Raw genomic sequence first — 25094 nt, 5'->3', positions numbered from 1 at the left:
ACAACACGGTGGCCGGCGACAAGCAAGCGGAGACTACAGCGGTGCCCGCGGAGGCCCGCGAGAAGCACGCGCGGCTGGCGGAGCAGGTCGAGGAGCACCGCTTCCGGTACTACGTGAAGGACGCCCCCGTCGTCAGCGACGCGGAGTTCGACCGGCTCCTGAAGACCCTGGAGGCCCTGGAGGCGGAGTATCCGGAGCTGCGCACCCCGGATTCGCCGACGCAGAAGGTCGCCGGGTCCTACGCGACGGAGTTCACCGCGGTCGAGCACCGCGAGCGGATGCTCTCGCTCGACAACACCTTCAACGACGACGAGCTGGCCGCCTGGGCCGACCGCATCGCGAGGGAGCTCGGCGAGCAGGAGTACCACTTCCTGTGCGAGCTGAAGGTCGACGGCCTCGCGGTCAACCTCACCTACGAGAACGGCCGTCTCACGCGCGCGGCGACCCGCGGCGACGGCCGCACCGGCGAGGACATCACCCCCAACGTCCGCACGATCGCGGAGATCCCGGACCGCCTGGCCGGCGACGAGGTCCCCGCCCTCGTGGAGATCCGTGGCGAGGTCTACTTCCCGATGGAGAGGTTCCTCGACCTCAACGAACGGCTGGTCGCGGCCGGCGACAAGCCCTTCGCCAACCCCCGCAACGCCGCGGCCGGTTCGCTGCGCCAGAAGGATCCGCGGGTCACCGCCACCCGTCCGCTGCACATGGTCGTGCACGGCATCGGCGCGCTGGAGGGCTTCTCGGGTATGACCCGGCTCTCCCAGGCGTACGACCTGCTGAAGACCTGGGGCCTGCCCACCTCCCCGCACAACCGCGTGGTCGACGACCTCGACGGCGTACGGAAGTTCATCGCCCACTACGGCGAGAACCGCCACTCCGTCGAGCACGAGATCGACGGCGTCGTCGTCAAGCTGGACGAGATCCGGCTCCAGGGCCGCCTGGGCTCCACGGCCCGGGCGCCGCGCTGGGCGATCGCGTACAAGTACGCGCCGGAAGAGGTCAACACCAAGCTGATCGACATCAAGGTGGGCGTCGGCCGCACCGGTCGCGTCACGCCGTACGCCCAGGTCGAGCCGGTCACGGTCGCGGGCAGCGAGGTCGAGTTCGCCACCCTGCACAACCAGGAGGTCGTCAAGGCCAAGGGCGTGCTCATCGGTGACACCGTCGTGCTGCGCAAGGCCGGTGACGTCATCCCGGAGATCCTCGGCCCGGTGGCCGACCTGCGGGACGGCAGCGAGCGGGAGTTCGTGATGCCGGGCGAGTGCCCCGAGTGCGGCACCCCGCTGCGGGCCATGAAGGAGGGCGACATCGACCTCCGCTGCCCGAACGCCCGCACCTGCCCGGCCCAGTTGCGGGGACGCCTGTCCTACCTCGCGGGCCGCGAGTGCCTGGACATCGAGCACTTCGGCGACGTGGCGGCGGCCGCCCTCACCCAGCCGCTGGAGCCGGCCGACCCGCCGCTGGTGGACGAGGGCGACCTCTTCGACCTCACGGTGGAGAAGCTGCTGCCCATCAAGGCCTACGTCCTGGACCCGGACAGCGGGCTGCCCAAGCGCGACCCGAAGACGGGCGAGGAGAAGGTCGTCACGGTCTTCGCCAACCAGAAGGGCGAGCCGAAGAAGAACACCCTGGCCCTGCTGGCGAACATCGAGGCGGCCAAGGAGCGCCCGCTGGCCCGGTTCCTCAACGGCCTGTCCATCCGGCACGTGGGACCGGTGGCGGCCCAGGCGCTGGCCCGGGAGTTCCGTTCCCTCGACCGCATCGAGCAGGCCACCGAGCAGGAGCTGGCGACCACCGACGGCGTCGGCCCGATCATCGCCGCCGCGCTCAAGGAGTGGTTCGCCGAGGACTGGCACCGGGAGATCGTCCGCAAGTGGAAGGCCGCCGGAGTCCCGCTGGAGGACCAGTCGGCCGGCGAGGACGAGGGGCCGCGCCCGCTGGAGGGGCTCACCGTCGTCGTGACCGGCACCCTGGAGAACTTCACCCGGGACGGCGCCAAGGACGCACTGCAGAGCCGGGGGGCGAAGGTGACCGGTTCCGTCTCGAAGAAGACCGCGTTCGTCGTCGTCGGTGACAGCCCTGGATCGAAGTACGACAAGGCCATGCAACTCAAGGTTCCCGTTCTGAACGAGGACGGTTTCGGCGTCCTTTTGGAGCAGGGCCCGGAAGCGGCGGCCGAAGTCGCGCTTCCGAGCGGGGAGTAGCGGTTGAAGGCCACCCGTTCGGTGCATATCAGTTGCATACGGGTGGCCCGGGCGCATTCGGGCAACCGTCGACGACCGGTGCCCGAGGAAGCCTTCCGCGGCCTACTGTTGAGATGTGCGCCTGCCGTGCCCGGCTGCGGTTGGGGCATCCCCGCGCCCTGTGAGGGCGCGGGGAGGGTTTCTTCGACGCGGAGCTGCTGATGGCTGTCGGACATCGGACCGCGTGGCGTGGGCACCGCCGGCTGTGAGAGGGACGGGAATGGAACCGACCGAGAGCGCCGCCCCGGACTCATGGCTGCGCCGTCGCGCCGACGCGTGGCGGGGAAGCCGGTGGACGGGTCGGCACGAAGGACGGACGGGCGGCCCGCCGCGCCCGACCGCACCCGGCACCACCGTCGAACCGCACCTCCCGGTACCCCTGGCCATCGAGCCCGCCCCCGGCCTGACCGAGGCCGACTCCGCACGGCACCCGTCCTGGCCCACGCCGCCCTCGGCGGTCGTGGCCGCGGCCGGGCTCGTCCTCGGTGCCGGCTTCTACCGTGCCTTCACCGGCCATCACGCCCTCTTCCCGTGCCACACGGTCGGCCTGTCGCTGGCTCTGCTGACCGGCCTCATCGTCGGACACCTCGTCATGCTGGGGCGCGCCCGCTGGGTGGGCGGCACCGGGTCCGGCGCCGCCCTCACCCTGGCCGTGCTGCTGCTGTACGGCTGGGTGTCCGCCGGCATGGTCAGCCTCACCGTCGTCGTCCTCGTCGGCATCGCCCGGCGCCACCGCTGGCGGCAGGGCGTCCTGCACGGCGCGGTGGACATCCTCGGCATCGCCGCGGGCGCCCTGCTGCTCGGCGCGTTCGGCCGGGTCCCGAGCGTCGAGGAGCCCTGGCGGCCCGACAGCTGGAGCCTCACGACCGCCCCCGCGTTCGTACTCGTCGCGGGCGCCTACCTCGCGGTGAGCCGCGGTCTGCTCTGGTACCTGAACGCCCCGCGCGGCAAGGTGCCCACCGTCGCCCGTACCACCCTGGTCAGACAGGGCCTCGTCGCCGTCGCCCTGCTCGGCATAGCGCCCCTGCTCTGTGTCGTCGCGGACGCGCAGCCGATCCTGCTGCCGCTGTTCGCCATCCCGCTCATCGCCCTCGACTCCACCCTCTGGATGGCCCGCGCCCGCGCCGAGGAGCAGCTGCGCGACCCGCTCACCGGGCTGCCCAACCGGCAGTGGCTGCTGGAGCGGATCTGGACCGCGCTCGACGACGCGGAACGCATCGGCGCCCGCTCCGCCCTCATGCTGATCGACCTCGACCGGTTCCGCTCGGTGAACGACACCCTGGGCCATCTCGCCGGTGACCGGCTGCTGCTGCAGATCGCCGACCGGCTGCGGCTCGCCCTGCCGCGCGGGGCGGAGGCCGCGCGACTCGGCGGTGACGAGTTCGCCGTGTTACTTCCCGTCGCCGACTCCACCACCTCGGCCACCCGGGTCGCCCGCGGGCTCGTCACCGAGCTCAGCTCCCCGCTCGATCTCGACGGACTCACCCTCGTGCTGGAGGCCAGCGCCGGAGTCGCCGTATTCCCGGACCACGCCCTGGACGCCGAAGGGCTGCTGCGCCGGGCCGATGTGGCGATGTACCAGGCGAAGAGGGACCGTACGGGCGTCGAGGTGTACGAGTCCAAGCGGGACTCCAACACCCCGGACCGGCTGGGCCTGCTGGGCGATCTGCGCCGGGCGCTGGACGCGCACGAGGTGCAGCTGCACTACCAGCCGAAGGTCCGCTTCGACGGCCAGGTCGCCGGTCTGGAGGCGCTGGTGCGCTGGGTGCACCCGGAGCGGGGGAAGGTTCCGCCGGACGAGTTCATCGCGATCGCCGAGTCCTCCGGTCTGATGCCCCATCTGACGGAGTACGTCCTGGAGACCGCGCTCGGGCAGGTCGCCCGGTGGCGCGCGCAGGGCCTGTACGTCCCGGTGGCGGTCAACGTGTCCCCGCGCGACGTCCACACGCCCGGCTTCGCCGGATCGGTCGCCGCACGGCTGGCCCGGCACGGGGTCCCGGCCGGGGCGCTCCAGCTGGAGATCACCGAGCACGTCCTGCTGGAGGACCCGCAGCGCGCCGCCGACACGCTGGCCGGGCTCACCGGCCACGGAGTGAAGATGTCCCTGGACGACTTCGGCACCGGGTACTCGTCGCTGGTCCATCTGCGGCGGCTGCCCGTCAGCGAGCTGAAGATCGACCGTTCCTTCGTGGCCCGTCTGGCCGTCGACGCCCAGGACGCGGAGATCGTGCGCTGCACCGTCGACCTGGCGCATTCGCTGGGCCTGCTCGTCGTCGCCGAGGGTGTGGAGGACGACGAGACCTGGGAGCGGCTGCGGGACCTCGGCTGCGACGCGGTACAGGGCTGGCTGGTCGCCGCGGCGATGCCGCCGGAGGAGACGACGGCCTGGCTGCTGGCCCGCGGCTCCCGGGGCTGGCAGCGCCCGAGAGCGGCCCTGCCGGCCGCGGAGTAACGCTCCTTCAGCCGGCCGGCCGGCCGCGTCAGGCCGCCCTCGGTACCGACGAGGTGCCGGCCGGCTGTCTCCCGACCTGTGCGGCGCGCCCCTCATGAAGCGGAGCCACCGCTGTGCGTGCGGGCCGCCGAGCCTCGGCCGCGCCCCGCGAAGTGGCCGACCAGCAGGGCCAGGCGGCGTTCGTGGGTGGGCTCAGGGAGGCGGCCGCTGCGCATCAGGGTCGCCAGACCGTGCAGGCCCGCCCAGAAGGTCTCCGTGAGCGGGCCGGGGTCGTCGTCGCCGACCGCGATCGGCTCCACCGCCCACAGCAGTTCGTTGAACGCCTCCCACAGCGGCGCCGGTGCCCCCTGCGTGGCGGACGGCAGGTCCACCAGGTGGGTGAACATCGCGTCGTAGAGGGCGGGCCGCCGCCCGGCGAAGGACGTGTACGCCGCCGCGACCGCCCAGAGCGCCCCCCGCCTGTCCCGCGCACCCGTCCGCGCCGTCCGCAGCTCGGCCGCCAACTCGCCGAACCCCTCCAGGGCGACGGCCGTCATGATCGCGCCCTTGCCCTCGAAGTGGCTGTAGAGCACCGGCTGGCTGTACTCGATCTCGGCCGCCAGTCGGCGGGTCGTCACCGCGCCCCAGCCCTCGGTCTCGGCCAGCTCCCGTGCGGCCGTGACGATCAGCCGCTCGCGTTCCGCTCGTTCGCGCTCCCGGCGCGTCTGGATCGACACGTACTGGATTCTAGCAGCGCTAGACAATCTGTCGCTGCTCTGCTAGCTTCGCTCTTGTCCCTAGCACTGCTAGAAACAGGTAAGAGGAGAAACAGACATGACCGTCACCGCGTACACCCTCGCCGTTCTGCTCGACCTGTTCTGCGTGTTCCTCGGCTACCGGTTCCTGTTCCAGCCGGGCTCCGCCGCCACCGGCTACGGCGCCCCGGCCGACCCGCACGGCGACGCCGGCGCCTACCTGTCGGTCAAGGGGCTTCGCGACGGCACCCTCGGCGTGGCCGGCCTCGCCGTGCTGGCCTTCGCCGGAGCGCACGCCGAGGCCTGGTTCATGCTGGCCGTCGCCCTCGTCCCGTTCGGCGACACGCTGATAGTCCTGCGCAACGGCGGCACGAAAGCCGTCGCCTTCGGGATCCACTTCGCCACCGCGATCGTTGTACTGATCAGTGCCGGCCTGCTCTTCGCGGTCTGACGACAGCCGGACGACACCCAGAGGGGGGAACCACCATGTCGCTGTTCGTCCCGAAGTTCGACGACACCGTGCTCGTCCGTGACGCGGAGGCCGAGGTGGTCGGCGGAGCGCCCACCAGTGTCAAGCTGCTCGCCGACAGCAGCGCCAGCGGAGGCGCGCTGTCCACCGTCCGGGTCACCCTCACGGAGGGCGCCGACGGCGCCCGCCCGCACCTGCACCGCAACTCCGCGGAGATGTTCTTCCTGCTCGACGGCGAGGCCGAGCTGCTGTCCGGCGACGACGTCGTCACCGCCCGGTCCGGCGACCTGGTCGTCGTGCCGCCCGACCGGCCGCACGCCTTCGCCGCCGCCCCCGGCAGCACGGCCGACATCCTGATCGTCATCACCCCGGGCGTCGAGCGCTTCGAGTACTTCCGCCACCTGCGGCGCATCCGCCTCGGCGAGGTCACCCCGGAGAGCCTGCTGGAGGTCCAGGAGCTGTACGACAACCACTTCCTGCGCAGCGAGTCCTGGGACGGGCGGCACCGCTGAGGAGCCCGGCGGCGTCCCCCGGGACGGGGCCCGGGCAAACCGTTTCACGGGCACGGGGCCTCGCCCCATAGGATTGGCCCCAAACCACACACACTCACCCCAGAGGATCGCTGCATGCCGAGCATCACGCGCGAGGAGGTCGCCCACCTCGCCCGGCTGGCGCGTCTGGAGCTGAAGCCCGAAGAACTCGACCACTTCGCAGGCCAGCTGGACGACATCATCGGCGCGGTCGCCCGCGTCAGCGAGGTCGCCGACCAGGACGTACCGCCGACCTCTCACCCGCTCCCGCTGACGAACGTCATGCGGGCGGACGAGGTCCGTCCCTCGCTCACCCCCGAGCAGGCGCTCTCCGGCGCCCCGGCCCAGGAGCAGCAGCGTTTCAAGGTGCCGCAGATCCTGGGGGAGGACTGACCATGACGGACAGCAACATCATCAAGCTCACGGCGGCGCAGACCGCCGAGAAGATCGCCTCCGGTGAGCTGACGGCCGTCGAGGTCGCCGAGGCCCACCTCGCCCGGATCGAGGCCGTCGACGAGAAGGTGCACGCCTTCCTGCACGTCGACCGTGAGGGCGCCCTCGCCCAGGCCCGCGCCGTGGACGAGAAGCGCGCCCGCGGCGAGAAGCTCGGCCCGCTGGCCGGCGTCCCGCTCGCGCTGAAGGACATCTTCACCACCGAGGGCGTGCCGACGACCGTCGGCTCGAAGATCCTCGAGGGCTGGATCCCGCCGTACGACGCGACGCTCACCAAGCGGCTGAAGGCCGCCGACGTCGTCATCCTCGGCAAGACCAACATGGACGAGTTCGCCATGGGCTCCTCCACCGAGAACAGCGCCTACGGACCGACCGGCAACCCCTGGGACCTCACCAAGATCCCCGGCGGCTCCGGCGGCGGTTCGTCCGCCGCGCTCGCCTCCTTCCAGGCCCCGCTCGCCATCGGCACCGACACCGGCGGCTCCATCCGCCAGCCGGCCGCCGTCACCGGCACGGTCGGCGTGAAGCCGACGTACGGCGCGGTCTCCCGCTACGGCATGGTCGCCTTCTCGTCCTCCCTCGACCAGGGCGGCCCCTGCGCCCGTACGGTCCTGGACGCGGCCCTGCTGCACGAGGTCATCGCCGGGCACGACCCGCTCGACTCCACCTCCATCGACGCCCCGGTCCCGCCGGTCGTCGAGGCCGCGCGCAACGGCAGCGTCGAGGGCATGCGGGTCGGTGTGGTCAAGCAGTTCCGCGGCGAGGGCTACCAGGCCGGTGTCATCCAGCGCTTCGACGAGTCCGTCGAGCTGCTGAAGGGGCTGGGCGCGGAGATCGTCGAGCTGGACTGCCCGTCCTTCGACCTCGCGCTGTCGGCGTACTACCTGATCGCGCCGTCCGAGTGCTCCTCCAACCTCGCACGCTTCGACGGCCTGCGTTACGGCCGGCGCACCGGCGACGACGGCGGCCACTCGGCCGAGGAGGTCACCTCCCTCACCCGTGAGGCGGGCTTCGGTGCCGAGGTCAAGCGCCGCATCATGCTCGGCACGTACGCCCTGAGCTCCGGCTACTACGACGCGTACTACGGCAGCGCCCAGAAGGTCCGTACGCTGATCAAGCAGGACTTCGACAAGGCGTTCGAGCAGGTCGACGTGATCGTCTCCCCGACGACCCCGACCACGGCCTTCGCGATCGGCGAGCGTGCCGACGACCCGATGGCGATGTATCTCGCGGACCTGTGCACCATCCCGACCAACCTGGCGGGCAACGCGGCCATGTCCCTGCCCTGCGGCCTCGCCCCGGAGGACAACCTCCCGGTCGGTCTGCAGATCATCGCCCCGGTGATGAAGGACGACAGGCTGTACAAGGTCGGCGCCGCCGTCGAGGCCGCCTTCGTGGAAAAGTGGGGGCACCCGCTGATCGAGGAGGCTCCGTCGCTGTGAGCGCACTGAACAAGGCCAAGGGCTTCAAGAAGTCGAAGTCCGGCACGTACCTGTCGATGGCCGGAACCGCCTTCGGCGCGTTGGGTGTGGCCAAGCAGATCAAGAAGGCGCGCGCCGAGCACGACACGCTGCGGCTGATCGACGCCACCGTGTCCGCCGTCGCCATCGTCACCGGCCTCGCCATCCTCTACCGCGAGCTGAAGCGGCTGGGCGACGACGACGTCCTGCTGGGCTGAGAGGGAAGTTTTCACCGTGACCACCACGACCGACCTGGTGTCGTACGAGGACGCGCTGGCGTCGTACGACCCCGTCATGGGCCTCGAGGTCCATGTCGAACTCGGCACCCACACCAAGATGTTCTGCGGCTGTTCGACCGCGCTCGGTGCGGAGCCGAACTCCCAGACCTGCCCGGTCTGCCTCGGCCTGCCCGGCGCGCTCCCGGTCGTCAACGCGACCGGCGTCGAGTCCGCGATCAAGATCGGTCTCGCGCTGAACTGCGAGATCGCCGAGTGGTGCCGGTTCGCCCGGAAGAACTACTTCTATCCGGACATGCCGAAGAACTTCCAGACCTCCCAGTACGACGAGCCGATCGCCTTCAACGGCTTCCTCGACGTGCAGCTGGAGGACGGCGAAACCTTCCGCGTGGAGATCGAGCGCGCCCACATGGAGGAGGACACCGGCAAGTCGACGCACGTCGGTGGCGCGACGGGCCGTATCCACGGCGCCTCGCACTCCCTCCTCGACTACAACCGCGCGGGCATCCCGCTGATCGAGATCGTCACCAAGCCGATCGAGGGCGCCGGTGAGCGCGCCCCCGAGGTGGCGAAGGCGTACGTCCGCGAGCTGCGCGAGCTGATCCGTGCCCTCGGCGTGTCCGAGGCCCGCATGGAGATGGGCCAGATGCGCTGCGACGTGAACCTGTCGCTGCGTCCGAACGGCACCACGAAGTTCGGCACCCGCTCCGAGACGAAGAACGTCAACTCGCTGCGTTCCGTGGAGCGTGCGGCCCGCTTCGAGATCCAGCGGCACGCGGCCGTGCTGTCCTCGGGCGGCACGATCATCCAGGAGACCCGCCACTTCCACGAGGACACCGGGTCCACGACCTCGGGCCGCGTCAAGGAAGAGGCCGAGGACTACCGGTACTTCCCGGAGCCGGACCTCGTCCCCGTGGCGCCCTCCCGCGAGTGGGTCGAGGAGATCCGCGGCGCGCTGCCCGAACTGCCGCTGGCCCGCCGCACCCGGCTGCTCGCCGAGTGGGGCATCTCCGCCACCGACATGCAGGCGATCCTCAACGCCGGCGCGCTGGACCTGATCGTCGCCACGATCGACGCCGGTGCCGACGCGGCCTCCGCCCGCAAGTGGTGGATGGGCGAACTCGCGCGCAGCGCCAACGAGTCCGGCCGCACGCTGGACGAGCTGGCGATCACGCCGCAGCAGGTGGCCCGGGTCACCGAGCTGGTCGCGAAGGGTGACCTGAACGACAAGCTGGCCCGCCAGGTCATCGAGGGCGTCCTCGCGGGCGAGGGCACCCCGGACGAGGTCGTCGACAAGCGCGGTCTGAAGGTCGTCTCCGACGAGGGCGCGCTGACCGCCGCCGTCGAGGAGGCCATCGCCGGCAACCCGGGCGTCGCGGACAAGATCCGCGGCGGCAAGGTGGCCGCGGCCGGCGCCCTGGTCGGCGCGGTCATGAAGGCCACCCGCGGCCAGGCCGACGCGGCCCGCGTCAAGGAGCTGATCCTGGAGAAGCTGGGCGTCAGCGAGGGCTGAACCCCGAGCATCCGCCGTGCGGCCCCGCAGGACGTGTCCTGCGGGGCCGCACGGTCGTCCGCGGCCTCGCCGGGCCGCCGCCCGGCTTGCCCGCCGTGCTCCCGACCGGGCCGGGACGCGGCCCCCGCACCCGGCCCGCCACGGCAGGGGCGCTACGCTCGCCCGCCATGAGAGGACGCACCGATTCCGGCACCGAACCGTCGATATCCGAGGACGGGGAAGAGGAGTACGTCGAAGACGCCCGCCGGGCCCGCTGGACCGCGGCCGGCTCCGGAGCGCTCCTCGGCCTCGCCGGGCTCGCCGCCGCCCTGCTGCGCCTCACCGGCACCGCCCCGGCCCGCGTGCCCGCCGCCTACGCCCTCGGTGCCGCCGTCTGCGCCCTCGCCGCGTTCCTCGGTGCCAAGGGCCGTACCCGCAGGGCCCTGTGGCTGCTGATCGTGGGGACGATGGTCATGGCACTCGGGGACCAGTTCGACTGAAGTGCCCGTGGGGGTGACAGAGTTCGCCGGACTGTCCTGTGACGCCCCTCCCACTCCTGTGAACAACCCCACGAAAACGGCAAACGATCTCTTTCGCCTGCAAGAGTGTCCTGCGATTGCTCATGCGTTCTTTGCGGGCTGTTCAGTTTACGGACGATCGTTCCCGGTCAAAGATCCACAAATAGTCCTCCGGGAGCACGTCCGTGGCAGCCCTCGCGCGTTGGTGCGTCCGCCACCGGCTCATCGCCGTCCTGCTGTGGCTCCTCGCCTTCGGCGGAGTCACCGCGGCGGCCGCCGTGGCCGGTTCGGCGTACTCGAACGACTACGGGGTCCCCGGCACCGAGTCCGGACGCGCCGCCCGGCTGCTGCAGGAGGGCTTCCCCGGCCTCGGCGGCGACAGCGACACCGTCGTCTGGCGCACCGCGGACGGCAGCGTCCGCGCCGCCGGCGTCGAGCGGACCATGACCCGCACCCTGCACCGGATCGCCGGACTGCCCGGCGTGGCCTCGGTGTCCGGCCCCTACGGCGGCCACCGCAGGCACCCGGGCCACGGCGGCCACGACACCCACCGCATCAGCGAGGACGGCCGGACGGCCTACGCGACGGTGACCTTCGCACAGCAGGCCGAGGACATCGGCAGGTCCGAGGCGCGGTCCGTGGTGCGGGTCGCCAAGGCCGCCGAGCGCGACGGGCTCCAGGTGGAACTGGGCGGCAGCGCCGTCGAGGTCACCGAGTCACCGCGCGGCCACACCGCCGAGGTGGTCGGCGTGGGCGTCGCGGCCGTCGTCCTGCTCCTCGCCTTCGGCTCGCTCGCCGCCGCGCTGCTGCCGATCGCCACCGCGCTGGTCGGCGTCGGCACCGCCTACGCGGGCATCGGGCTGCTCGGACACGCCATGACGGTCGCCGACTTCGCACCCATGCTCGGCATGCTGATCGGCCTCGGCGTCGGCATCGACTACGCGCTCTTCATCGTGACCAGGCACCGGCGCGGCCTGAAACGCGGACTGAGCGTCACCGAGGCGGCCGAGAGCGCCGTCGCCACCACCGGGCGCGCGATCGTCTTCGCGGGTGCGACGGTGTGCATCGCCCTGCTGGGCATGCTGATACTGCGGCTGGGCTTCCTCAACGGGGTGGCCGTGGCGGCCTCCTTGACGGTCGTGCTCACCGTCGCGGCCTCCGTGACCCTGCTGCCCGCCCTGCTGTCGTACATCGGACCGCGGGCCCTCAGCCGTCGCGAGCGGCGCCGGCTCGCCGAACGGGGACCGCGCCCGGAACTGCCCACCGGCCTCGCCGCCCGCTGGTCCGCGCTGGTCGAGCGCCGCCCCAAGCTGCTCGGCTCGCTGGCCGTCGCCGTCGTCGCGCTGCTCGCCACGCCGACCCTCTCCCTCCACCTCGGCACCTCCGACCAGGGCAACGACCCCCGCGCCTCCACCACCCGCAAGGCATACGACCTGCTCGCCGAGGGCTTCGGTCCCGGTGTGGACGGGCCCCTCACCCTGGTCACCCGCGTGGACGGCGGCGACGACAAGCTCGCCCTGGACAGCCTCGACACCACGCTGCGCGCCACCCGGGGCGTCGCCTCCGTCACCCCGGCCGTCTTCGCCTCCGGCGGCCGGATCGCCCACCTCACCGTGGTCCCCACCACCGCGCCCCAGTCGGAGGCGACCAGCGACCTCGTGGACCGGCTGCGCACCAAGGTGCTGCCGCGGGCGGAGACCGGCACCTCCCTCGACGTCCAGGTGGGCGGAGTGACCGCCGGTTACGACGACTTCGCCGAGGTGATCATCGGCAAGCTGCCGCTGTTCGTCGGCGTGGTCATCGGATTCGGCTGCCTCCTGCTGCTGGTCGCCTTCCGGTCGCTCGGCATCCCGCTGAAGGCCGCCGTGATGAACGTCGCCGCCGTGGCCGCCGCGTTCGGCGTCGTCGTCGCCGTCTTCCAGTGGGGCTGGGGCAGCGAACCGCTCGGCCTCGGCCGTGCCGGCCCGATCGAGCCCTTCCTGCCGGTGATCATGGTCTCGGTGCTCTTCGGGCTCTCCATGGACTACCAGGTCTTCCTGGTCAGCCGGATGTACGAGGAGTGGCTGGAGACCGGCGACAACCGGCGTGCCGTCCGCGTGGGCCTCGCCGAGACCAGCCGGGTGATCAACTCCGCCGCGGTCATCATGATCTCGGTCTTCCTCGCCTTCGTGCTCAGCGGCGACCGCGTGATCGCCATGTTCGGCATCGCCCTGGCCTCCGCGGTCGCACTCGACGCCTTCGTGCTGCGCACCCTGCTCGTGCCCGCCCTCATGCACCTGCTCGGCGCCGCCAACTGGTGGCTGCCCGCCTGGCTGGAGCGCCGTCTGCCCCGCATCAGCATCGAGCCGCCCGAGTGCCGGGCCGCGCATGAGAGGCTCGGCAGCGTCTCGGTGGAGGAACTGCGGGAGGAGCAGCAGCACGATGTACGCGATATCCCTGGGTGACGACGGCGCGGAACTGCGTGCCCTGGAGGTCTGGCACGCCGAGGAACTGCTGGCCGACATCGACCGGGGACGGGAGTTCATCGGCCGGCACATCGGACTGCCGGACGTGGTGACCGACCTGGAGTCCGCGCGCGCCTTCCTGGCGTCGTACGCCGAGAAGCGCGGTGCCGACGCGGGCAGCCTGCACGGGATATGGCTGGACGGGAAGCTCGTCGGCGGGCTGCTGTTCCGGGTCTGGGACACCCCGAGCGGGGTCTGCGAGGCGGGCTGCTGGCTGGAGCCGTCGGCGGCCGGGCGGGGGCTCGTCACGCGCGGCATGCGGGTGCTGTTCGACTGGGCCTTCGAGGAACGCGGCATGCACCGGGTGGAGTGGCACGTCTCCTCGGTCAACGAGCCCAGCATCAAGGTGGCCCGGCGGCTCGGCATGACCCGCGAGGGACTGCTCCGTGAGAACTATCCGCACCGCGGTGTGCGGACCAGCACCGAGATCTGGTCGGTGCTGGCGCCCGAGTGGCGTGAGGCCCGCGCGCGTGGCGCGCGCGGCGATCATTAAGAGACCTCTCAGACAGCGTCCGTACGGTGCCGGGCATGGCAACGAAGGCAGAGGAAGGCGCCGGGGCCGGCACCGCGGCGCGCAGCGACGGGACCCCGGCGGAGGCCGGCACCGCAGGAGAGGAACGCACACCCGGGACGAAGGGCCCGGACGCCGCCGCGGCCGGAACGGCCGACGCCCGTGCCGACGCCACGGCGCGGACCGAGGAGGAGACCGGCGAGGAGAGCGGCGAGGTGACCGGCGAGGACGAGGCCGCCCCGGCCGCCGGCGCGGAGGGCCGGAGCCCCTCCGGGGTGGGCCAGGGCGCCGCTGCCGTCGTCTCCGCCGCGCTCGGCCTGGTCTCGCTCACCGGCGGCTGGATCGGCACCGTCGCCGGAGCCCGTGAACAGCTCGTCGGACAGCTGCGGACCTCGACCGGTGCGAGCGTCGCCACCCAGCTCAAGGAGGTCTACGCCGACTCCTGGCACACCACCGCCCTGTGGGCCGGCCTGTTCGCGCTGACCGCGCTGATCACCGGCGTGGTCGTGCTCGCGCGGCCCGCTTTCGGCGCGCCCGGCCGCCCGCAGGCCGCCTGGATCAAGTCGGTCGCCTGGGCCGGCGTCTCGCTCGGTGTCATCGGCCTGCTGCTGGCCGTCCTGAAGTACTGCGACGCGCTGATCAACCTGCCCTCGGCCGGCTGAGAACCCCCGGGACGACAGGGGCCTTAGGGAATCCGTGAGCACCTTACGGACGCCCTGAGGCCCCTTACGCGCGCGTACGGCCCTCCGGCGGCCCGAACATGCGGAACCCTCCCGATGTGGCGCACCCCCCTGGGCGGCGAAGGTGGAGGCATCGCAGAAAGCGAAGCACCACACCACCTCCCGAAGGACACGCCATGTTCCAGATGGACCATCACCGGACGCGCTCGGCCCAGCTGATCCGCGAGGCCCAGGAGGACCGCCTGGCCCGCGAGGCCGCCCGGGCCCGCCGCACCGCCCGCAAGGAGGCGTCCGGCCGCGTCGGGGACCGGGTCGCCGAGTCGCATACCGACCGCCCCCGCCGGCACCGGCTGCCCCGCACCGCGTGACCGCCGGCCGGCCGGGCCCCGGTGGCACCGGCACGGACGGGACTCGGGGCGGCCGCACGGGGGTCGGCCGCCCCGGGGCTCAGGGCCGTACGACTTCCCCGCGGAGTCGTACGGCCCTTCGGCGTGGTCGTACGACCCTTCCGGCTGCCGGTACGACCATCGCACCGGACCTGTGGAAAACCGGTGACCCGACGGCCGGGCCTCATGCGATGCTCGGGCCTGTGGAAACCAGGTCCGTCAGCCCCGTGTTCATCGGCCGCGCCGCCGAGTTGACCACCCTGCTCGACGCGCTCGACCGCGCCGCCGCCCAGGGTCCCTCCCCGGCGTCCGGCGCCTGCGGCGAGCCGCAGGCGCTGCTGCTCGGCGGCGAGGCCGGTGTCGGCAAGACCCGCCTCGTCGAGGAGTTCACCGCGGCCGCGGCCCGCCGCGGTGCGGTCGTCGCGCTCGGCGGCTGTGTGGAGATCGGCGCCGACGGCCTGCCGTTCGCCCCCTTCTCCACAGCTCTGCGCGCCCTGCGCGAGGCCCTGCCCGAGGAGTTCGCCGCCGCCGCGGCCGGACAGGAGGAGGAACTGGCCCGGCTGCTGCCCGAACTGGGCGAGGCCGGCTCCGGCCGCCACGACGAGCAGGGCATGGCCCGCCTGTTCGAACTCACCGTGCGTCTGCTGGAGCGCGTCGCCGCCGGCCACCCGGTCGTGCTCGTCCTGGAGGACCTGCACTGGGCCGACGCCTCCACCCGCCACCTGCTGGCCTACCTCTTCCGCACCCTGCGCGCCGGCCGGCTCCTCGTCCTCGCCACCTACCGCTCCGACGACATCCACCGACGCCACCCGCTGCGCCCGCTGCTCGCCGAACTCGACCGGCTGCGCACCGTCCGCCGGATCGAACTCGCCCGCTTCACCCGCGAGGAGGTCGGCCGCCAGATCGCCGGCATCCTCGCGGCCGAACCCGACCCCGTCCAGGTCGACGAGATCTTCGAACGCTCCGACGGCAACGCCTTCTTCGTGGAGGAACTCGCCGTCGCCGCCTGCCAGGGCAACTGCACCGGCCTGACCGAGTCCCTGCGCGACCTGCTCCTGGTGCGCGTCGAGGCGCTGCCCGACAGCGCCCAGCGGGTGGCCAGGATCGTCGCCGAAGGCGGCTCCACCGTGGAGTACCGGCTGATCGCCGCCGTCGCCCGGCTCACCGAGGACGACCTCATCGAAGCCCTGCGGGCCGCCGTCGGCGCCAATCTGCTCACCGTCACCCCGAACGGCGACGGCTACCGCTTCCGGCACTCCCTGGTCCGCGAGGCCGTCGCCGACGATCTGCTGCCCGGCGAGCGCTCCCGGCTCAACCGCCGCTACGCCGAGGCCCTGGAGGCCGACCCCACGCTCGTCGCGGCCGACGCGCGCGTGATGCGCCTGGCCAGCTACTGGTACCACGCGCACGACGCGGCCAAGGCCCTGCCCGCCGTGCTGGTCGCCTCCGTCGTGGCCCGCCGCCGGCACGCCTACACCGAGCAACTCGGTCTCCTGGAGCGGGCGATGGAGCTCTGGGACTCCGCCCCCGAGGAGGTGCGCTCCGCGCTGCGCCCGGTCGACTGCACGGAGGCCTACCCGCCGTGCGGCTGCGACCCGGCCACCACCCCGCTGCGCTACCTCGACCTGATGGCCGAGGCAGCCGTCGCGGGACGCTTCGGCGGCGAACGCGAACGCGCCCTGAAGATCACCAAGCGGGCGCTGCGCCTGCTGGACGAGGATCCGGATCCGCTGCGCGCCGCCTGGTTCTGGGCGCAGCGCTCCCGGCTGGTCCAGGCCCAGGCCCGCGGCGACGGCTGGCACGAACTCGCCACCGCCCAGGACCTCGTGCGCGGACTGCCGCCGTCCGAAGTGCACGCGGAGGTGCTGGCGCTCGCCGCCAACTGGTCCATGCTGCACCGGCCCGGCCCCGAGGCCGTCGCCGCCGCCGAGCGGGCCGTTGAGTACGCGCGGATGGTGGGCGCCCGGGACATCGAGCTGCATGCCCGCCTCACCCTGAGCGGCCTCAAGGTGGACTCCGGCGAGGCCGAGACCGGCCTCGCGGAGATGCGCCAGGTGCTGGAGGACACCCTCGCCGAGGGGGCGCACCAGGTCGCGGCACGCGCCTATGTGAACCTGCCCTCCGAGATGCAGAGCGTCGGCCGCGACCGGGAGGCCGCCGAGATCCTGCGCGAAGGCATCGCCTTCACCCGCCGGTACGGACTGCTGGACTCCGAGGCCTGGGCCTGGGGCAACCTGTCCGACGCGCTCTACTCGCTCGGCCAGTGGGCAAAGGCCGCGGAGGCCGCCGCGCACGCCACCCGGGTCGGCCACAGCGCCAAGCCCCGCGGTGCGGGCGCCCTGAAGCTCGCCCACCTCGCCCTGGCCCGCGGCGACCTCGCCGAGGCCGGCCGGCAACTGGCCACCTCCCGCGCCCACTACGGCACCCACGACCCCATGTCCCAGCACTCCGTGCCGGTGGCCCGCATCGCCCTCGGCATCGCCGCCGCCGAGGGCCGCATCGACGACGCCCGCGCCGAACTGCTCAAGGCCCTGGACGCCGGTTTCCCGCCCGGCACCCACCGCTACGGCTGGCCGCTGCTGCTGGCCGCCGCCACCGCCGAGGCCGACGCCCGCGCCCTGCCCGCCGCCCGGCCCGACCGCGCCGCGATCCTCGACCGGCTCGCCGCCGCCGTGCGCGGACTGACCACCGGCGCCCCCCTCTGGGCGGCGTACGACCACTGGACTCGCGCCGAACTGCGGCGCACCGAGGGCACGGACACCGCCGACACCTGGTCACCCGTGGTCAGCGCCTTCGAGTGCCTGGACCGTCCCTACGACCTCGCCCGGGTCCGCCACCGCCTCGCCGCAGCGCTGCTGGCCGAGGGCGGCGACGACGAACGCGACCGCGCGGTGGAACTGCTCCGGCTGGCCGCCGCCGTCGCGGACCATCTCGACGCCCGCCCCCTCGCCGACTCCGTCGCCCGGCTCGCCCAGCGCGCCCGCCTCACCCTGGGCCACGGCCCGCGGCAGGCCGGCGCCCCGGCCGACCCGGCCGCGGAGCTCGGCCTCACCAGCCGGGAGCGGGACGTGCTGCGCCTGGTCGCGGACGGCCGCACCAACCGCCAGATAGCCGAGGAGCTGTTCATCTCCCCGAAGACCGCCAGCGTCCACGTCTCCAACATCCTCGGCAAGCTCGGCGTGTCCGGCCGGGGCGAGGCGGCCGCGGTCGCCCACCGGCTGGAACTCTTCACGGCCCGGACGCTCACTGCCGGAACGGCGCACTGAGACCTACGCTGGAGGAAACCGGCGAAGGGGGAGCAGCCGTGTTCAACGTCTTCGAGGAACTGTTCGCGCCCGGCCGCAAGCACACCCGGGACGAGGAGAACCGTCTCGAACTGACCCGCGAGGACGTCGGGGACAACGACCCCGGGCGCGGCCCCATCGACCTGGCCTCCGGCAAGGCGGTCATACGGCTGCCGGAGCCGCCGCCGGCAGCGGCGGAACCGGAGGCGGAGTGAGCAGGGGCGGCGGACGCTACTTCACCTGGAGCTCCAGGATCCGGTCGTCCCCCTTCTCCGGTGACCCGCGGCCGTCCGTGTTGCTCGTGACCAGATAGACCTTGTCGCCGTCCGCCGGGAGCACCGTGCGAAGGCGGCCGTACTTGCCCGTGAGAAACGCCTGCGGGGCCGCCGAGGCCTCCGTGCCGCGCAGCGGGACGCGCCACAGGCGCCGGCCCTTCAGACCCGCCATCCAGATCACGCCGTCGACGTAGGCGATGCCGCTGGGGGAGGCGTCGTCCGTGTGCCACTGCGCTATCGGGTTGTGGAACCCGGCCTCGGAGGACTTCCCCTCGGCCTTCGGCCAGCCGTAGTCGTCGCCGGGCTTGATCGCGTTCAGCTCGTCCCAGGTGTCCTGGCCGAACTCCGAGGCGAACAGCCGCTGTTTGTCGTCCCAGGCCAGTCCCTGGACGTTGCGGTGGCCGTACGAGTACACGGGGGAGTCGGGGAACGGGTTGCCGGGGGCCGGCTCGCCCTCCGGGGTCATCCGCAGGATCTTGCCGCCCAGGGACTCCTTGTCCTGCGCGAGGCCCTTGCTGCCGCTCTCACCGGTGCCCGCGTACAGCATCCCGTCCGGACCGAACTCGATCCGGCCGCCGTTGTGGATGAAGCCCTTGGGGATGCCCTTGAACACCGTGTCCGGCGCGCCCAGCTGATCACCGGGCGGCCGCTGCTCGTCGTACAGCACGCGGACGATGCGGTTGTCCGAGGCCGAGGTGAAGTAGGCGTAGATCATGTGGTCCGAGGCGTAGTCGGGGGAGAGGGCGATGCCCAGCAGGCCTCCCTCGCCGGCCGGGGAGACACCCGAGACCGCACCCAGCACGGTCTTCTTCCCCGTCTTCTCGTCGATCCGGGTGATCGTCCCGTCGTTGCGGGAGGAGACCAGCAGACCGCCGCCGCCGGGCAGCGGAGCCACCCCCCACGGAGTCTTCAGGCCCTCGGCCACCGTGCGCAGCACCTTCACCGATCCCTTGGCCGGAGGGGCCGACTCGGTGGGCCCGGCCGACGGGGTGGCGCCGGACGCGGTACCCCTCGGGGCCGTACTCCCGGCGCCGTCCGGGGATCCCCCTCCGCCGGAGGAGCAGCCGGCCGTCAGCCCGGCCGTCAGCAGGAGGGCGGCCGTGGCCAGAACGGCCGGCACAGCTCGACGATGCACGATCATGGTCCCTTCGCGGCGGTGATCCAAGCGCTGCTACTCCCTCTCATACACCGCTTGTCCCGCGCGGGTTCCCTTTCCGCGGCAACCCGTCACGGAAACCAGTGGGTACCGCTCAGTCCCACGACTCAGTCCCACGACTCAGTCCCACGACCCCAGGGCGGCCGGCAGACCCGACACCTCGGCCAGGTCCTCCTCGGTCAGCCGGAGCCCGGCCGCGGCCGCGTTCTCGGCCGCCCAGCGCTCCCGCTTGGTGCCCGGCAGGGCGATCACGTGCGGGCCCTGGGCAAGCACCCAGGCCAGGGCCACCTGGGCGGGGGTGACGTCCTCGCCGTGCCGCCGCGCTATCCGGCGCAGTCCCACGACGATCGGCTGGTTGGCCGCCATCATCTCGCCCGTGAACCGGGGGTGGCGGGCGCGCACGTCGTCCGGTTCGAACCCCTCTCCGGGCGTCAGGGTGCCGGTGAGGAAACCGTTGCCCAGCGGCATCGCCGCGAGGAAGCCGACGCCGCGTGTCTCGCACCACGGCAGCAGCGCGTCCAGCGCCTCCGGCGACCACACCGACAGCTCCGCCTGCACCGCGCTCACCGGGAACACCTGCTGCACCCGCTGGAGTTGGCGCAGGGTGGTGTCGTGCAGCCGGCCCCCGGAGCGGCGCCCGCCGCGCGCTCCCACCGCGCACAGGCCGAGCGCCCGCACCTTCCCGGCCCGCACCAGGTCGGCCATCGCGCCCCAGGTCTCCTCCACCGGGACCTCGGGGTCGGCGCGGTGCAGCTGGTAGAGGTCGATCACGTCCGTCTGCAGCCGGCGCAGGGAGGCGTCGCAGGCCCGCTTCACATATCCCGGGCGGCCGTTGGCCACGATGTGCTGCTCGCCCACCAGCAGCCCCGCCTTCGTGGACACGAACGCGTCCCGGCGCCGCTCCCTGAGCACCCGGCCCAGCAGCAGCTCATTGGTGAACGGGCCGTACATGTCGGCGGTGTCGAGCAGGCTGGTGCCCAGGTCCAGCGCCCGGTGCACGGTTCTCACCGACTCGTCCCCGCGTTGCCGGGATCCGCTGTAGGCCCAGCTCATCGGCATGCACCCGAGTCCGACGGCCCCCACCGCGAGCGACCCCGCGCCGATCGTCCTGCGCTCCACCTGCTCGTGAACCTCCCTCAGCCAGGCCACCAACCTAACCTCTGGTTCCGCGGGGCCTGACATAGCCTCCTCGCATGAGCGCAGACGTATGGCTTCCCATCCCGCCGGAGGAGATCGAGGGGCTGCCCGACGGGCCCAGGTACCTGTTCTGGGACGGGGGCGAGGACGGTGACCAGCCCTTTCCCGGGGACCCGGCGGACTGCGCCGTGTACGTGGTGCCGTACATGAAGCGGTGGCCGGTCAAGGTCCGCCCGCTGGAGCGGCTGACCGGCGTGAAGGTCATCCAGACGCTCACGGCGGGCGTCGACGACATCACCGCCCGGCTGTCGTCGATCGTGCCGGGCGTGCAGCTGTGCAACGCGCGCGGAGTGCACGAGGCGAGCACCGCCGAACTCGCGCTCACCCTCACCCTCGCCGCCCTGCGCGGCGTCCCCGGCTTCGTCCGGGCCCAGCAGGAGGGGCGCTGGGAGAGCGGGTTCCACCCCTCCCTCGCCGACAAGAACGTCCTCATCGTCGGGTACGGCTCCATCGGCGCCGCCATCGAGGACCGGCTCGTACCCTTCGAGGTTGCGCGGGTGGCGCGCCTCGCGCGCTCCTCGCGCACCACGGCGCGCGGTCTTGTGCACCCGATCACCGATGTGCTCTCACTGCTCCCGGACGCGGACGTCGTGATCCTCTCCACGCCGCTCACCGAGGCCACACGGGGTCTGGTGGACGCCGAGTTCCTCGCGCGGATGAAGGACGGCGCGCTGCTCGTGAACGTGGCGCGCGGCCCCGTCGTCGACACCAAGGCGCTGCTCACCGAGCTGGAGAGCGGCCGGATCACCGCCGCCCTGGACGTGACGGACCCCGAGCCGCTGCCGCCCGGGCACCCCCTGTGGCGGGCGCCCGGTGTGCTGATCAGCCCCCATGTGGGCGGTCCCTCCTCGGCCTTCCTGCCGCGCGCCGAGCGGCTGCTCGTCGACCAGTTGACCCGGTTCGTGAACCAGGAGCCCTTGCGGAACGTGATCCTTACGACGGGAGCAAACGGGCAGTAGTCCGCTTCCGGCACCCTCCGCTACCTTTCGGGCGCGGCGCGTGCCCGCGTCGCCACTGATCGTCACGGAGCGTAGAGAACCTATGTCCCTGAGTGACGATCCTGGTGTATCGTCCCGACAGGGGCTGCGCCGCCGACCATTTGGCGCTGGGGACGGACATTTCAGATTTGTGAGGGGGGCGACGGGCGATGCACGGCCTATGGACGAACGATCCGACGCGGCGGAGCCGCCGGCGGCGACCCTGGCGCGCGGCCACGCGCAGACGCGGCCATCACACCGGCCACCACAGCCACCGCCAGCGCAGGCACACCGGCCGCAGAAGGCATGCGCACCCGGCGCACCGGGAGCGGCAGGACACGGGAGCGGCGCGGACCGGGAGGCCCCGGTGAGTGCGCCGCCCTCGGTCTCCACCGCGCTCGAAGCACCGGTGCGCGCACCGCACCCGCAGGAGACGCCGCCGCCCCGCCGGCCGGCCTGCCGCGAGGGCACGCGACTGACGGAGCAGCTCGTCCTCGCCCTGGTCTGCGCGGCCTACGGCGTGGGAGCCGCGTTCGACTGGGGGGCCGAACAAGTCGCACTGATCATGGGCGACTTCGGGCTGAGCGCCGCGGCGGGCACCGCCGCCGTCTCGTGCTTCCTCTACGCCCGCAGCGCGCGCGTGCGCTTCCGGTCCGCCTGGCTGCTGTTCGCCCTCTCCTCCACGATGGCCGCCCTGGGCAACGCGGTCTGGGGCTGGTACGAGGTCGTCCTCGAACGGACCGTACCCAGTCCCAGCTACGCCGACCTGTTCTTCCTCTGCTTCGCCCCGCCCGCCATCGTCGGCCTGCTGGTCCTCGCCAAGCGCCCGGTGACGAAGGCGGGCTGGATCTGCCTGGCGCTGGACGCCTGGCTGATCGGCGGCTCCCTGCTCACCCTCTCCTGGAGCCTCGCCCTCGCCCAGGCCGCTCGCTTCGACGGACCGAGCGTGGCGCACACCGCGCTGTCGCTGGCCTACCCGCTGCTCGACATCGCGCTCGTCAGCATGGTCCTCGCCCTGCACTTCCGCCGAGCCCCGGGCAACCGCACGGCGGTGAACACGGCGATCGGCGCGCTCGCGCTGACCGTGATGTGCGACGCGCTGTTCACCTCCCCGCTGCTGCACAGCAGTTACCGTTCGGGGCAGCTGCTCGACGCGGGCTGGTTCGGCGGCTCCCTGCTGCTCGCCTACGCCCCCTGGGCCGCGCCCCGGCGCCGGGGCGCCCAGGAGAAGCGGGTGCCCGACGGGCACACGCGCGTGGTGCACGAGCACGTGCCCGGCCAGCGCGGCACGAGCCACCACCACGCCTCCGCGCCCGCACCGTCGCCGACACCCGCGCCGGGAGGTGACCACGGCCGGTATCCGGCCGGACGCCCGATCACCGGCTCGCTCGCCGCGCTCACCCCGTACCTCGCCGCGGCCGTGTGCACGCTCGGCATCCTGTACAACGTCCTGAACGGCCGCAGACCCGACCACGTGGTGCTCATCACCGCGGGTGCCGTCGTGCTCGCCCTCGTCATCCGCCAGGGCATCATGCTGCTGGACAACATCACCCTCACCCAGGAACTGGCGCAGAAGGAGAACCACTTCCGCTCCCTGGTGCAGGGCTCCAGCGACGTGATCATGATCGCCGCGCCCAACGGCGTCCTCCGGTACGTCTCCCCGGCCGCCGCGGGCGTCTACGGCCGGCCCGCGGAGGACCTGGTGGGCAGTGAGCTGGCCGCGCTGATCCACCCGGAGGACCTCGGCTGCGTGGTGCACGAGGTGCGCCGCTTCCTCGCCGCCAGCCCCCAGGACGAGCCCACCACGCGGATCGAGTGCCGGTTCCGCTCCGGCGGTGGGGGAGGCTGGCTCAACGTCGAGTCCACCGTCAACCGGCACCACGGCGGGCTGATCTTCAACAGCCGGGACGTGACCGAGAGAGTGCGCCTGCAGGCGCAGTTGCAGCACAACGCCGAGCACGACCCGCTGACCGACCTGCCCAACCGCGCCCTGTTCACCCGGCGGGTGCAGCAGGCCCTGTCCGGCCGCCGGGCCACCGATCGGGGCGCCGCCCTGCGCGGCACGGCCGTCCTCTTCATCGACCTCGACGGCTTCAAGGCCGTCAACGACACGATCGGCCACCAGGCCGGGGACGAGCTGCTCGTCCAGGCCGCCCGCAGACTCCAGGACGCGGTCCGGCAGGGGGACACCGCCTCCCGGCTGGGCGGCGACGAGTTCGCGGCCCTGATCGTCGGGGACGGCACCCGCGACCGCGCGGCCCGGGAGCGCAACATCCTGGAGCTGGCCGACCGGCTGCGGTCGACCCTGTCCCAGCCGTACGCCATCGACGGCAACGATGTCCGGGTCAACGCCTCCATCGGCGTGGCCTTCGCCGAGTCCGGGCTCGGCGCTGGCGAACTGCTGCGCAACGCCGACCTCGCGATGTACCGCGCGAAGTCGGCCGGAAAAGGCCGGGTCGAACTGTACAAACCGCAGATGCAGCAGGACGTCGTACGCAAGGCGGAGCTGGCCACGCGGCTGCGTGCCGCGCTGCACGACGGCGAGTTCGCGCTGCTGCACCAGCCGGTGGTGTGCCTCGGCGACGGACGCGTCACCGCGGTCTCCGCACAGGCCCGCTGGCGCTCCTCGCAAGGCGTGCTGTTCACGCCGGCCGAGTTCCTGCGGGTGACCGAGGACGGCGACAAGACCGCCGAGCTGGACCGCTGGGTCCTCCAGGAAGCCGTGGAGCAGGCCGCCGAACGGGCCGCCACCGGCCTCGTCGTGCCCGTCGCGGTACGGATGAGCGCCCGGCGCCTGCTGGACCGCTCGATCCCCCTCGGCTCCGTGGAGGCCCTGCTGACCCGGCACGGACTGCCGCCCGGCGCCCTGGTCGTCGAGCTGTCCGACACCGATCCCCGCGTCTCCCTGGACGAGCTGGAGCGCCGCCTGAACGCGCTCAGCAGACTCGGGGTGCGGATCGCCCTGGACGGCTTCGGCAGCGGCTACGCGGCGATCACCGCGCTGAGGCGGCTGCCCGTGGACATCCTCAAGCTCGACCGCAGCCTGGTCGAGGGTGTCGTGGAGTCCGCGCGCCTGCACAAGATCACCGGCGGGCTGCTCCGGATCGCGGGCGATCTCGGGCTGCAGTCCGTCGCCGAGGGAGTGGACCTGCCCGAGCAGGTGGTCGCGTTGCGCGCGATGGGCTGCACGCACGGCCAGGGCATGGCGTTCGCCGGCCCGCTGGACGAGTACCGGCTGCGCCGGGCGCTCGGATCCGGCCATTACCCGGTGCCGCACGCCCCGGCCGAGCCCGCATTCGCGGGGAGCGGCGCGCGGGAGTCCAAAGGGGTGTACACAGGGGGTGTTCCCGCTGTTCTCGGAGGCGGCAGTGCCCTTCGCTCACATGCTGAGACGCCCGTCCCACCCACTTGACACGTGGTGCGTGCCGGGGAGAGGGTCAGTGCCATGCGCACCCGAATTCTCGTACTTGGAAAGCGCGTCGGCTGAGCTGGGACCCACCGGAGGACGATCCGGAATCCCCAGCGACCACACCGGCG

20 protein-coding genes are annotated in these 25094 nt (G+C 72.5%); 17 read left to right on the top strand and 3 right to left on the bottom strand.

From position 1 onward, the window contains the following. The first annotated feature begins 8 nt into the window (after positions 1–8). Together ligA and BLW57_RS12845 are read left to right on the top strand one after the other, a co-directional pair. A complete protein-coding gene (gene ligA, locus BLW57_RS12850; RefSeq protein WP_093474497.1) occupies positions 9–2204 on the top strand; it encodes an NAD-dependent DNA ligase LigA in 2196 nt (731 codons plus the stop codon). A 259-nt stretch (positions 2205–2463) separates the two neighbouring features. Continuing rightward, positions 2464–4695, top strand: a complete 2232-nt coding sequence (locus tag BLW57_RS12845) for a putative bifunctional diguanylate cyclase/phosphodiesterase (RefSeq protein WP_093474495.1) — start codon at positions 2464–2466, stop codon at positions 4693–4695. Between the two features lie 92 nt (positions 4696–4787). Here BLW57_RS12845 and BLW57_RS12840 read toward each other — a convergent pair whose 3' ends face one another. Beyond that, positions 4788–5411, bottom strand: a complete 624-nt coding sequence (locus tag BLW57_RS12840; RefSeq protein ID WP_093474494.1) for a TetR/AcrR family transcriptional regulator — start codon at positions 5409–5411, stop codon at positions 4788–4790. 97 nt (positions 5412–5508) lie between these two features. On the opposite strand from BLW57_RS12840, the gene BLW57_RS12835 reads away from it, so the two are divergent. From BLW57_RS12835 to BLW57_RS12775, 13 genes are all read left to right on the top strand, one after another. Next, entirely contained in the window at positions 5509–5880 is a 372-nt protein-coding gene (locus BLW57_RS12835; RefSeq protein WP_093474492.1) for a DUF4267 domain-containing protein, read from the top strand. A gap of 35 nt (positions 5881–5915) precedes the next feature. Further along, positions 5916–6410: a cupin domain-containing protein gene (locus tag BLW57_RS12830; RefSeq protein WP_093474490.1), complete on the top strand. Its 495-nt coding sequence runs from the start codon at positions 5916–5918 to the stop codon at positions 6408–6410. A 114-nt stretch (positions 6411–6524) separates the two neighbouring features. Further along, entirely contained in the window at positions 6525–6821 is a 297-nt protein-coding gene (gene gatC, locus BLW57_RS12825; RefSeq protein WP_073889789.1) for an Asp-tRNA(Asn)/Glu-tRNA(Gln) amidotransferase subunit GatC, read from the top strand. Next, positions 6818–8323, top strand: a complete 1506-nt coding sequence (gatA, locus tag BLW57_RS12820; protein WP_176985926.1) for an Asp-tRNA(Asn)/Glu-tRNA(Gln) amidotransferase subunit GatA — start codon at positions 6818–6820, stop codon at positions 8321–8323. Before gatC ends, gatA begins: the two co-directional genes overlap by 4 nt. Beyond that, on the top strand, positions 8320–8559 hold the full coding sequence (locus BLW57_RS12815; protein ID WP_073889792.1) for a hypothetical protein: 240 nt from the start codon (positions 8320–8322) through the stop codon (positions 8557–8559). Before gatA ends, BLW57_RS12815 begins: the two co-directional genes overlap by 4 nt. A gap of 16 nt (positions 8560–8575) precedes the next feature. Continuing rightward, positions 8576–10090 carry an Asp-tRNA(Asn)/Glu-tRNA(Gln) amidotransferase subunit GatB gene (gene gatB, locus BLW57_RS12810; protein ID WP_093474486.1) on the top strand — a complete coding sequence of 505 codons (1515 nt, stop codon included), beginning with the start codon at positions 8576–8578 and terminating at the stop codon, positions 10088–10090. A gap of 167 nt (positions 10091–10257) precedes the next feature. Continuing rightward, positions 10258–10569 (top strand): hypothetical protein, encoded by a 312-nt coding sequence (locus BLW57_RS12805; RefSeq protein ID WP_093474485.1) that lies wholly within the window; start codon positions 10258–10260, stop codon positions 10567–10569. A 203-nt stretch (positions 10570–10772) separates the two neighbouring features. After that, positions 10773–13031: an MMPL family transporter gene (locus BLW57_RS12800; RefSeq protein ID WP_093474483.1), complete on the top strand. Its 2259-nt coding sequence runs from the start codon at positions 10773–10775 to the stop codon at positions 13029–13031. Next, a complete protein-coding gene (locus BLW57_RS12795; RefSeq protein ID WP_093474482.1) occupies positions 13009–13584 on the top strand; it encodes a GNAT family N-acetyltransferase in 576 nt (191 codons plus the stop codon). Before BLW57_RS12800 ends, BLW57_RS12795 begins: the two co-directional genes overlap by 23 nt. A 35-nt stretch (positions 13585–13619) precedes the next feature. Then, the gene (locus BLW57_RS12790) at positions 13620–14264 is read left to right on the top strand and encodes a hypothetical protein (RefSeq protein WP_093474480.1); all 645 of its coding nucleotides are present in this window, start codon (positions 13620–13622) and stop codon (positions 14262–14264) included. A gap of 194 nt (positions 14265–14458) precedes the next feature. Continuing rightward, on the top strand, positions 14459–14650 hold the full coding sequence (locus BLW57_RS12785) for a hypothetical protein (protein WP_093474479.1): 192 nt from the start codon (positions 14459–14461) through the stop codon (positions 14648–14650). Between the two features lie 209 nt (positions 14651–14859). Continuing rightward, a complete protein-coding gene (locus BLW57_RS12780) occupies positions 14860–17934 on the top strand; it encodes a helix-turn-helix transcriptional regulator (protein ID WP_093474477.1) in 3075 nt (1024 codons plus the stop codon). A gap of 38 nt (positions 17935–17972) precedes the next feature. Then, entirely contained in the window at positions 17973–18167 is a 195-nt protein-coding gene (locus BLW57_RS12775) for a DUF6191 domain-containing protein (RefSeq protein WP_093474476.1), read from the top strand. A 16-nt stretch (positions 18168–18183) separates the two neighbouring features. On the opposite strand, the gene BLW57_RS12770 is transcribed toward BLW57_RS12775, so the two are convergent. Together BLW57_RS12770 and BLW57_RS12765 are read right to left on the bottom strand one after the other, a co-directional pair. After that, the gene (locus BLW57_RS12770) at positions 18184–19368 is read right to left on the bottom strand and encodes a PQQ-dependent sugar dehydrogenase (protein ID WP_093474474.1); all 1185 of its coding nucleotides are present in this window, start codon (positions 19366–19368) and stop codon (positions 18184–18186) included. A 135-nt stretch (positions 19369–19503) separates the two neighbouring features. Next, a complete protein-coding gene (locus BLW57_RS12765; RefSeq protein ID WP_093480670.1) occupies positions 19504–20502 on the bottom strand; it encodes an aldo/keto reductase in 999 nt (332 codons plus the stop codon). Between the two features lie 74 nt (positions 20503–20576). Between BLW57_RS12765 and BLW57_RS12760 the strand changes: the two genes are divergently transcribed. Together BLW57_RS12760 and BLW57_RS12755 are read left to right on the top strand one after the other, a co-directional pair. Then, positions 20577–21539, top strand: coding sequence for a 2-hydroxyacid dehydrogenase (locus BLW57_RS12760; protein WP_093474473.1), 963 nt, complete (start codon positions 20577–20579; stop codon positions 21537–21539). Between the two features lie 199 nt (positions 21540–21738). Then, positions 21739–24969 carry a putative bifunctional diguanylate cyclase/phosphodiesterase gene (locus BLW57_RS12755; RefSeq protein WP_093474471.1) on the top strand — a complete coding sequence of 1077 codons (3231 nt, stop codon included), beginning with the start codon at positions 21739–21741 and terminating at the stop codon, positions 24967–24969. Positions 24970–25094: the final 125 nt, after the last annotated feature.

The organism is Streptomyces sp. 1222.5 (assembly GCF_900105245.1).
In the GTDB taxonomy this organism is placed as follows: domain Bacteria; phylum Actinomycetota; class Actinomycetes; order Streptomycetales; family Streptomycetaceae; genus Streptomyces; species Streptomyces albidocamelliae.
The sequence above is the reverse complement of the archived record's forward strand: the minus strand, read 5'-3'. Positions and strand labels throughout refer to the sequence as shown.

What these genes read in the sequence shown, in the direction of transcription:
- BLW57_RS12845 (WP_093474495.1), top strand. Translation starts at nt 2,464, where the DNA reads ATGGAACCGACCGAGAGCGCCGCCCCGGACTCATGGCTGCGCCGTCGC.
- BLW57_RS12835 (WP_093474492.1), top strand. Translation starts at nt 5,509, where the DNA reads ATGACCGTCACCGCGTACACCCTCGCCGTTCTGCTCGACCTGTTCTGC.
- BLW57_RS12830 (WP_093474490.1), top strand. Translation starts at nt 5,916, where the DNA reads ATGTCGCTGTTCGTCCCGAAGTTCGACGACACCGTGCTCGTCCGTGAC.
- gatC (WP_073889789.1), top strand. Translation starts at nt 6,525, where the DNA reads ATGCCGAGCATCACGCGCGAGGAGGTCGCCCACCTCGCCCGGCTGGCG.
- BLW57_RS12805 (WP_093474485.1), top strand. Translation starts at nt 10,258, where the DNA reads ATGAGAGGACGCACCGATTCCGGCACCGAACCGTCGATATCCGAGGAC.
- BLW57_RS12795 (WP_093474482.1), top strand. Translation starts at nt 13,009, where the DNA reads ATGTACGCGATATCCCTGGGTGACGACGGCGCGGAACTGCGTGCCCTG.
- BLW57_RS12790 (WP_093474480.1), top strand. Translation starts at nt 13,620, where the DNA reads ATGGCAACGAAGGCAGAGGAAGGCGCCGGGGCCGGCACCGCGGCGCGC.
- BLW57_RS12785 (WP_093474479.1), top strand. Translation starts at nt 14,459, where the DNA reads ATGTTCCAGATGGACCATCACCGGACGCGCTCGGCCCAGCTGATCCGC.
- BLW57_RS12780 (WP_093474477.1), top strand. Translation starts at nt 14,860, where the DNA reads ATGCTCGGGCCTGTGGAAACCAGGTCCGTCAGCCCCGTGTTCATCGGC.
- BLW57_RS12770 (WP_093474474.1), bottom strand. Translation starts at nt 19,368, where the DNA reads ATGATCGTGCATCGTCGAGCTGTGCCGGCCGTTCTGGCCACGGCCGCC.
- BLW57_RS12760 (WP_093474473.1), top strand. Translation starts at nt 20,577, where the DNA reads ATGAGCGCAGACGTATGGCTTCCCATCCCGCCGGAGGAGATCGAGGGG.
- BLW57_RS12755 (WP_093474471.1), top strand. Translation starts at nt 21,739, where the DNA reads ATGGACGAACGATCCGACGCGGCGGAGCCGCCGGCGGCGACCCTGGCG.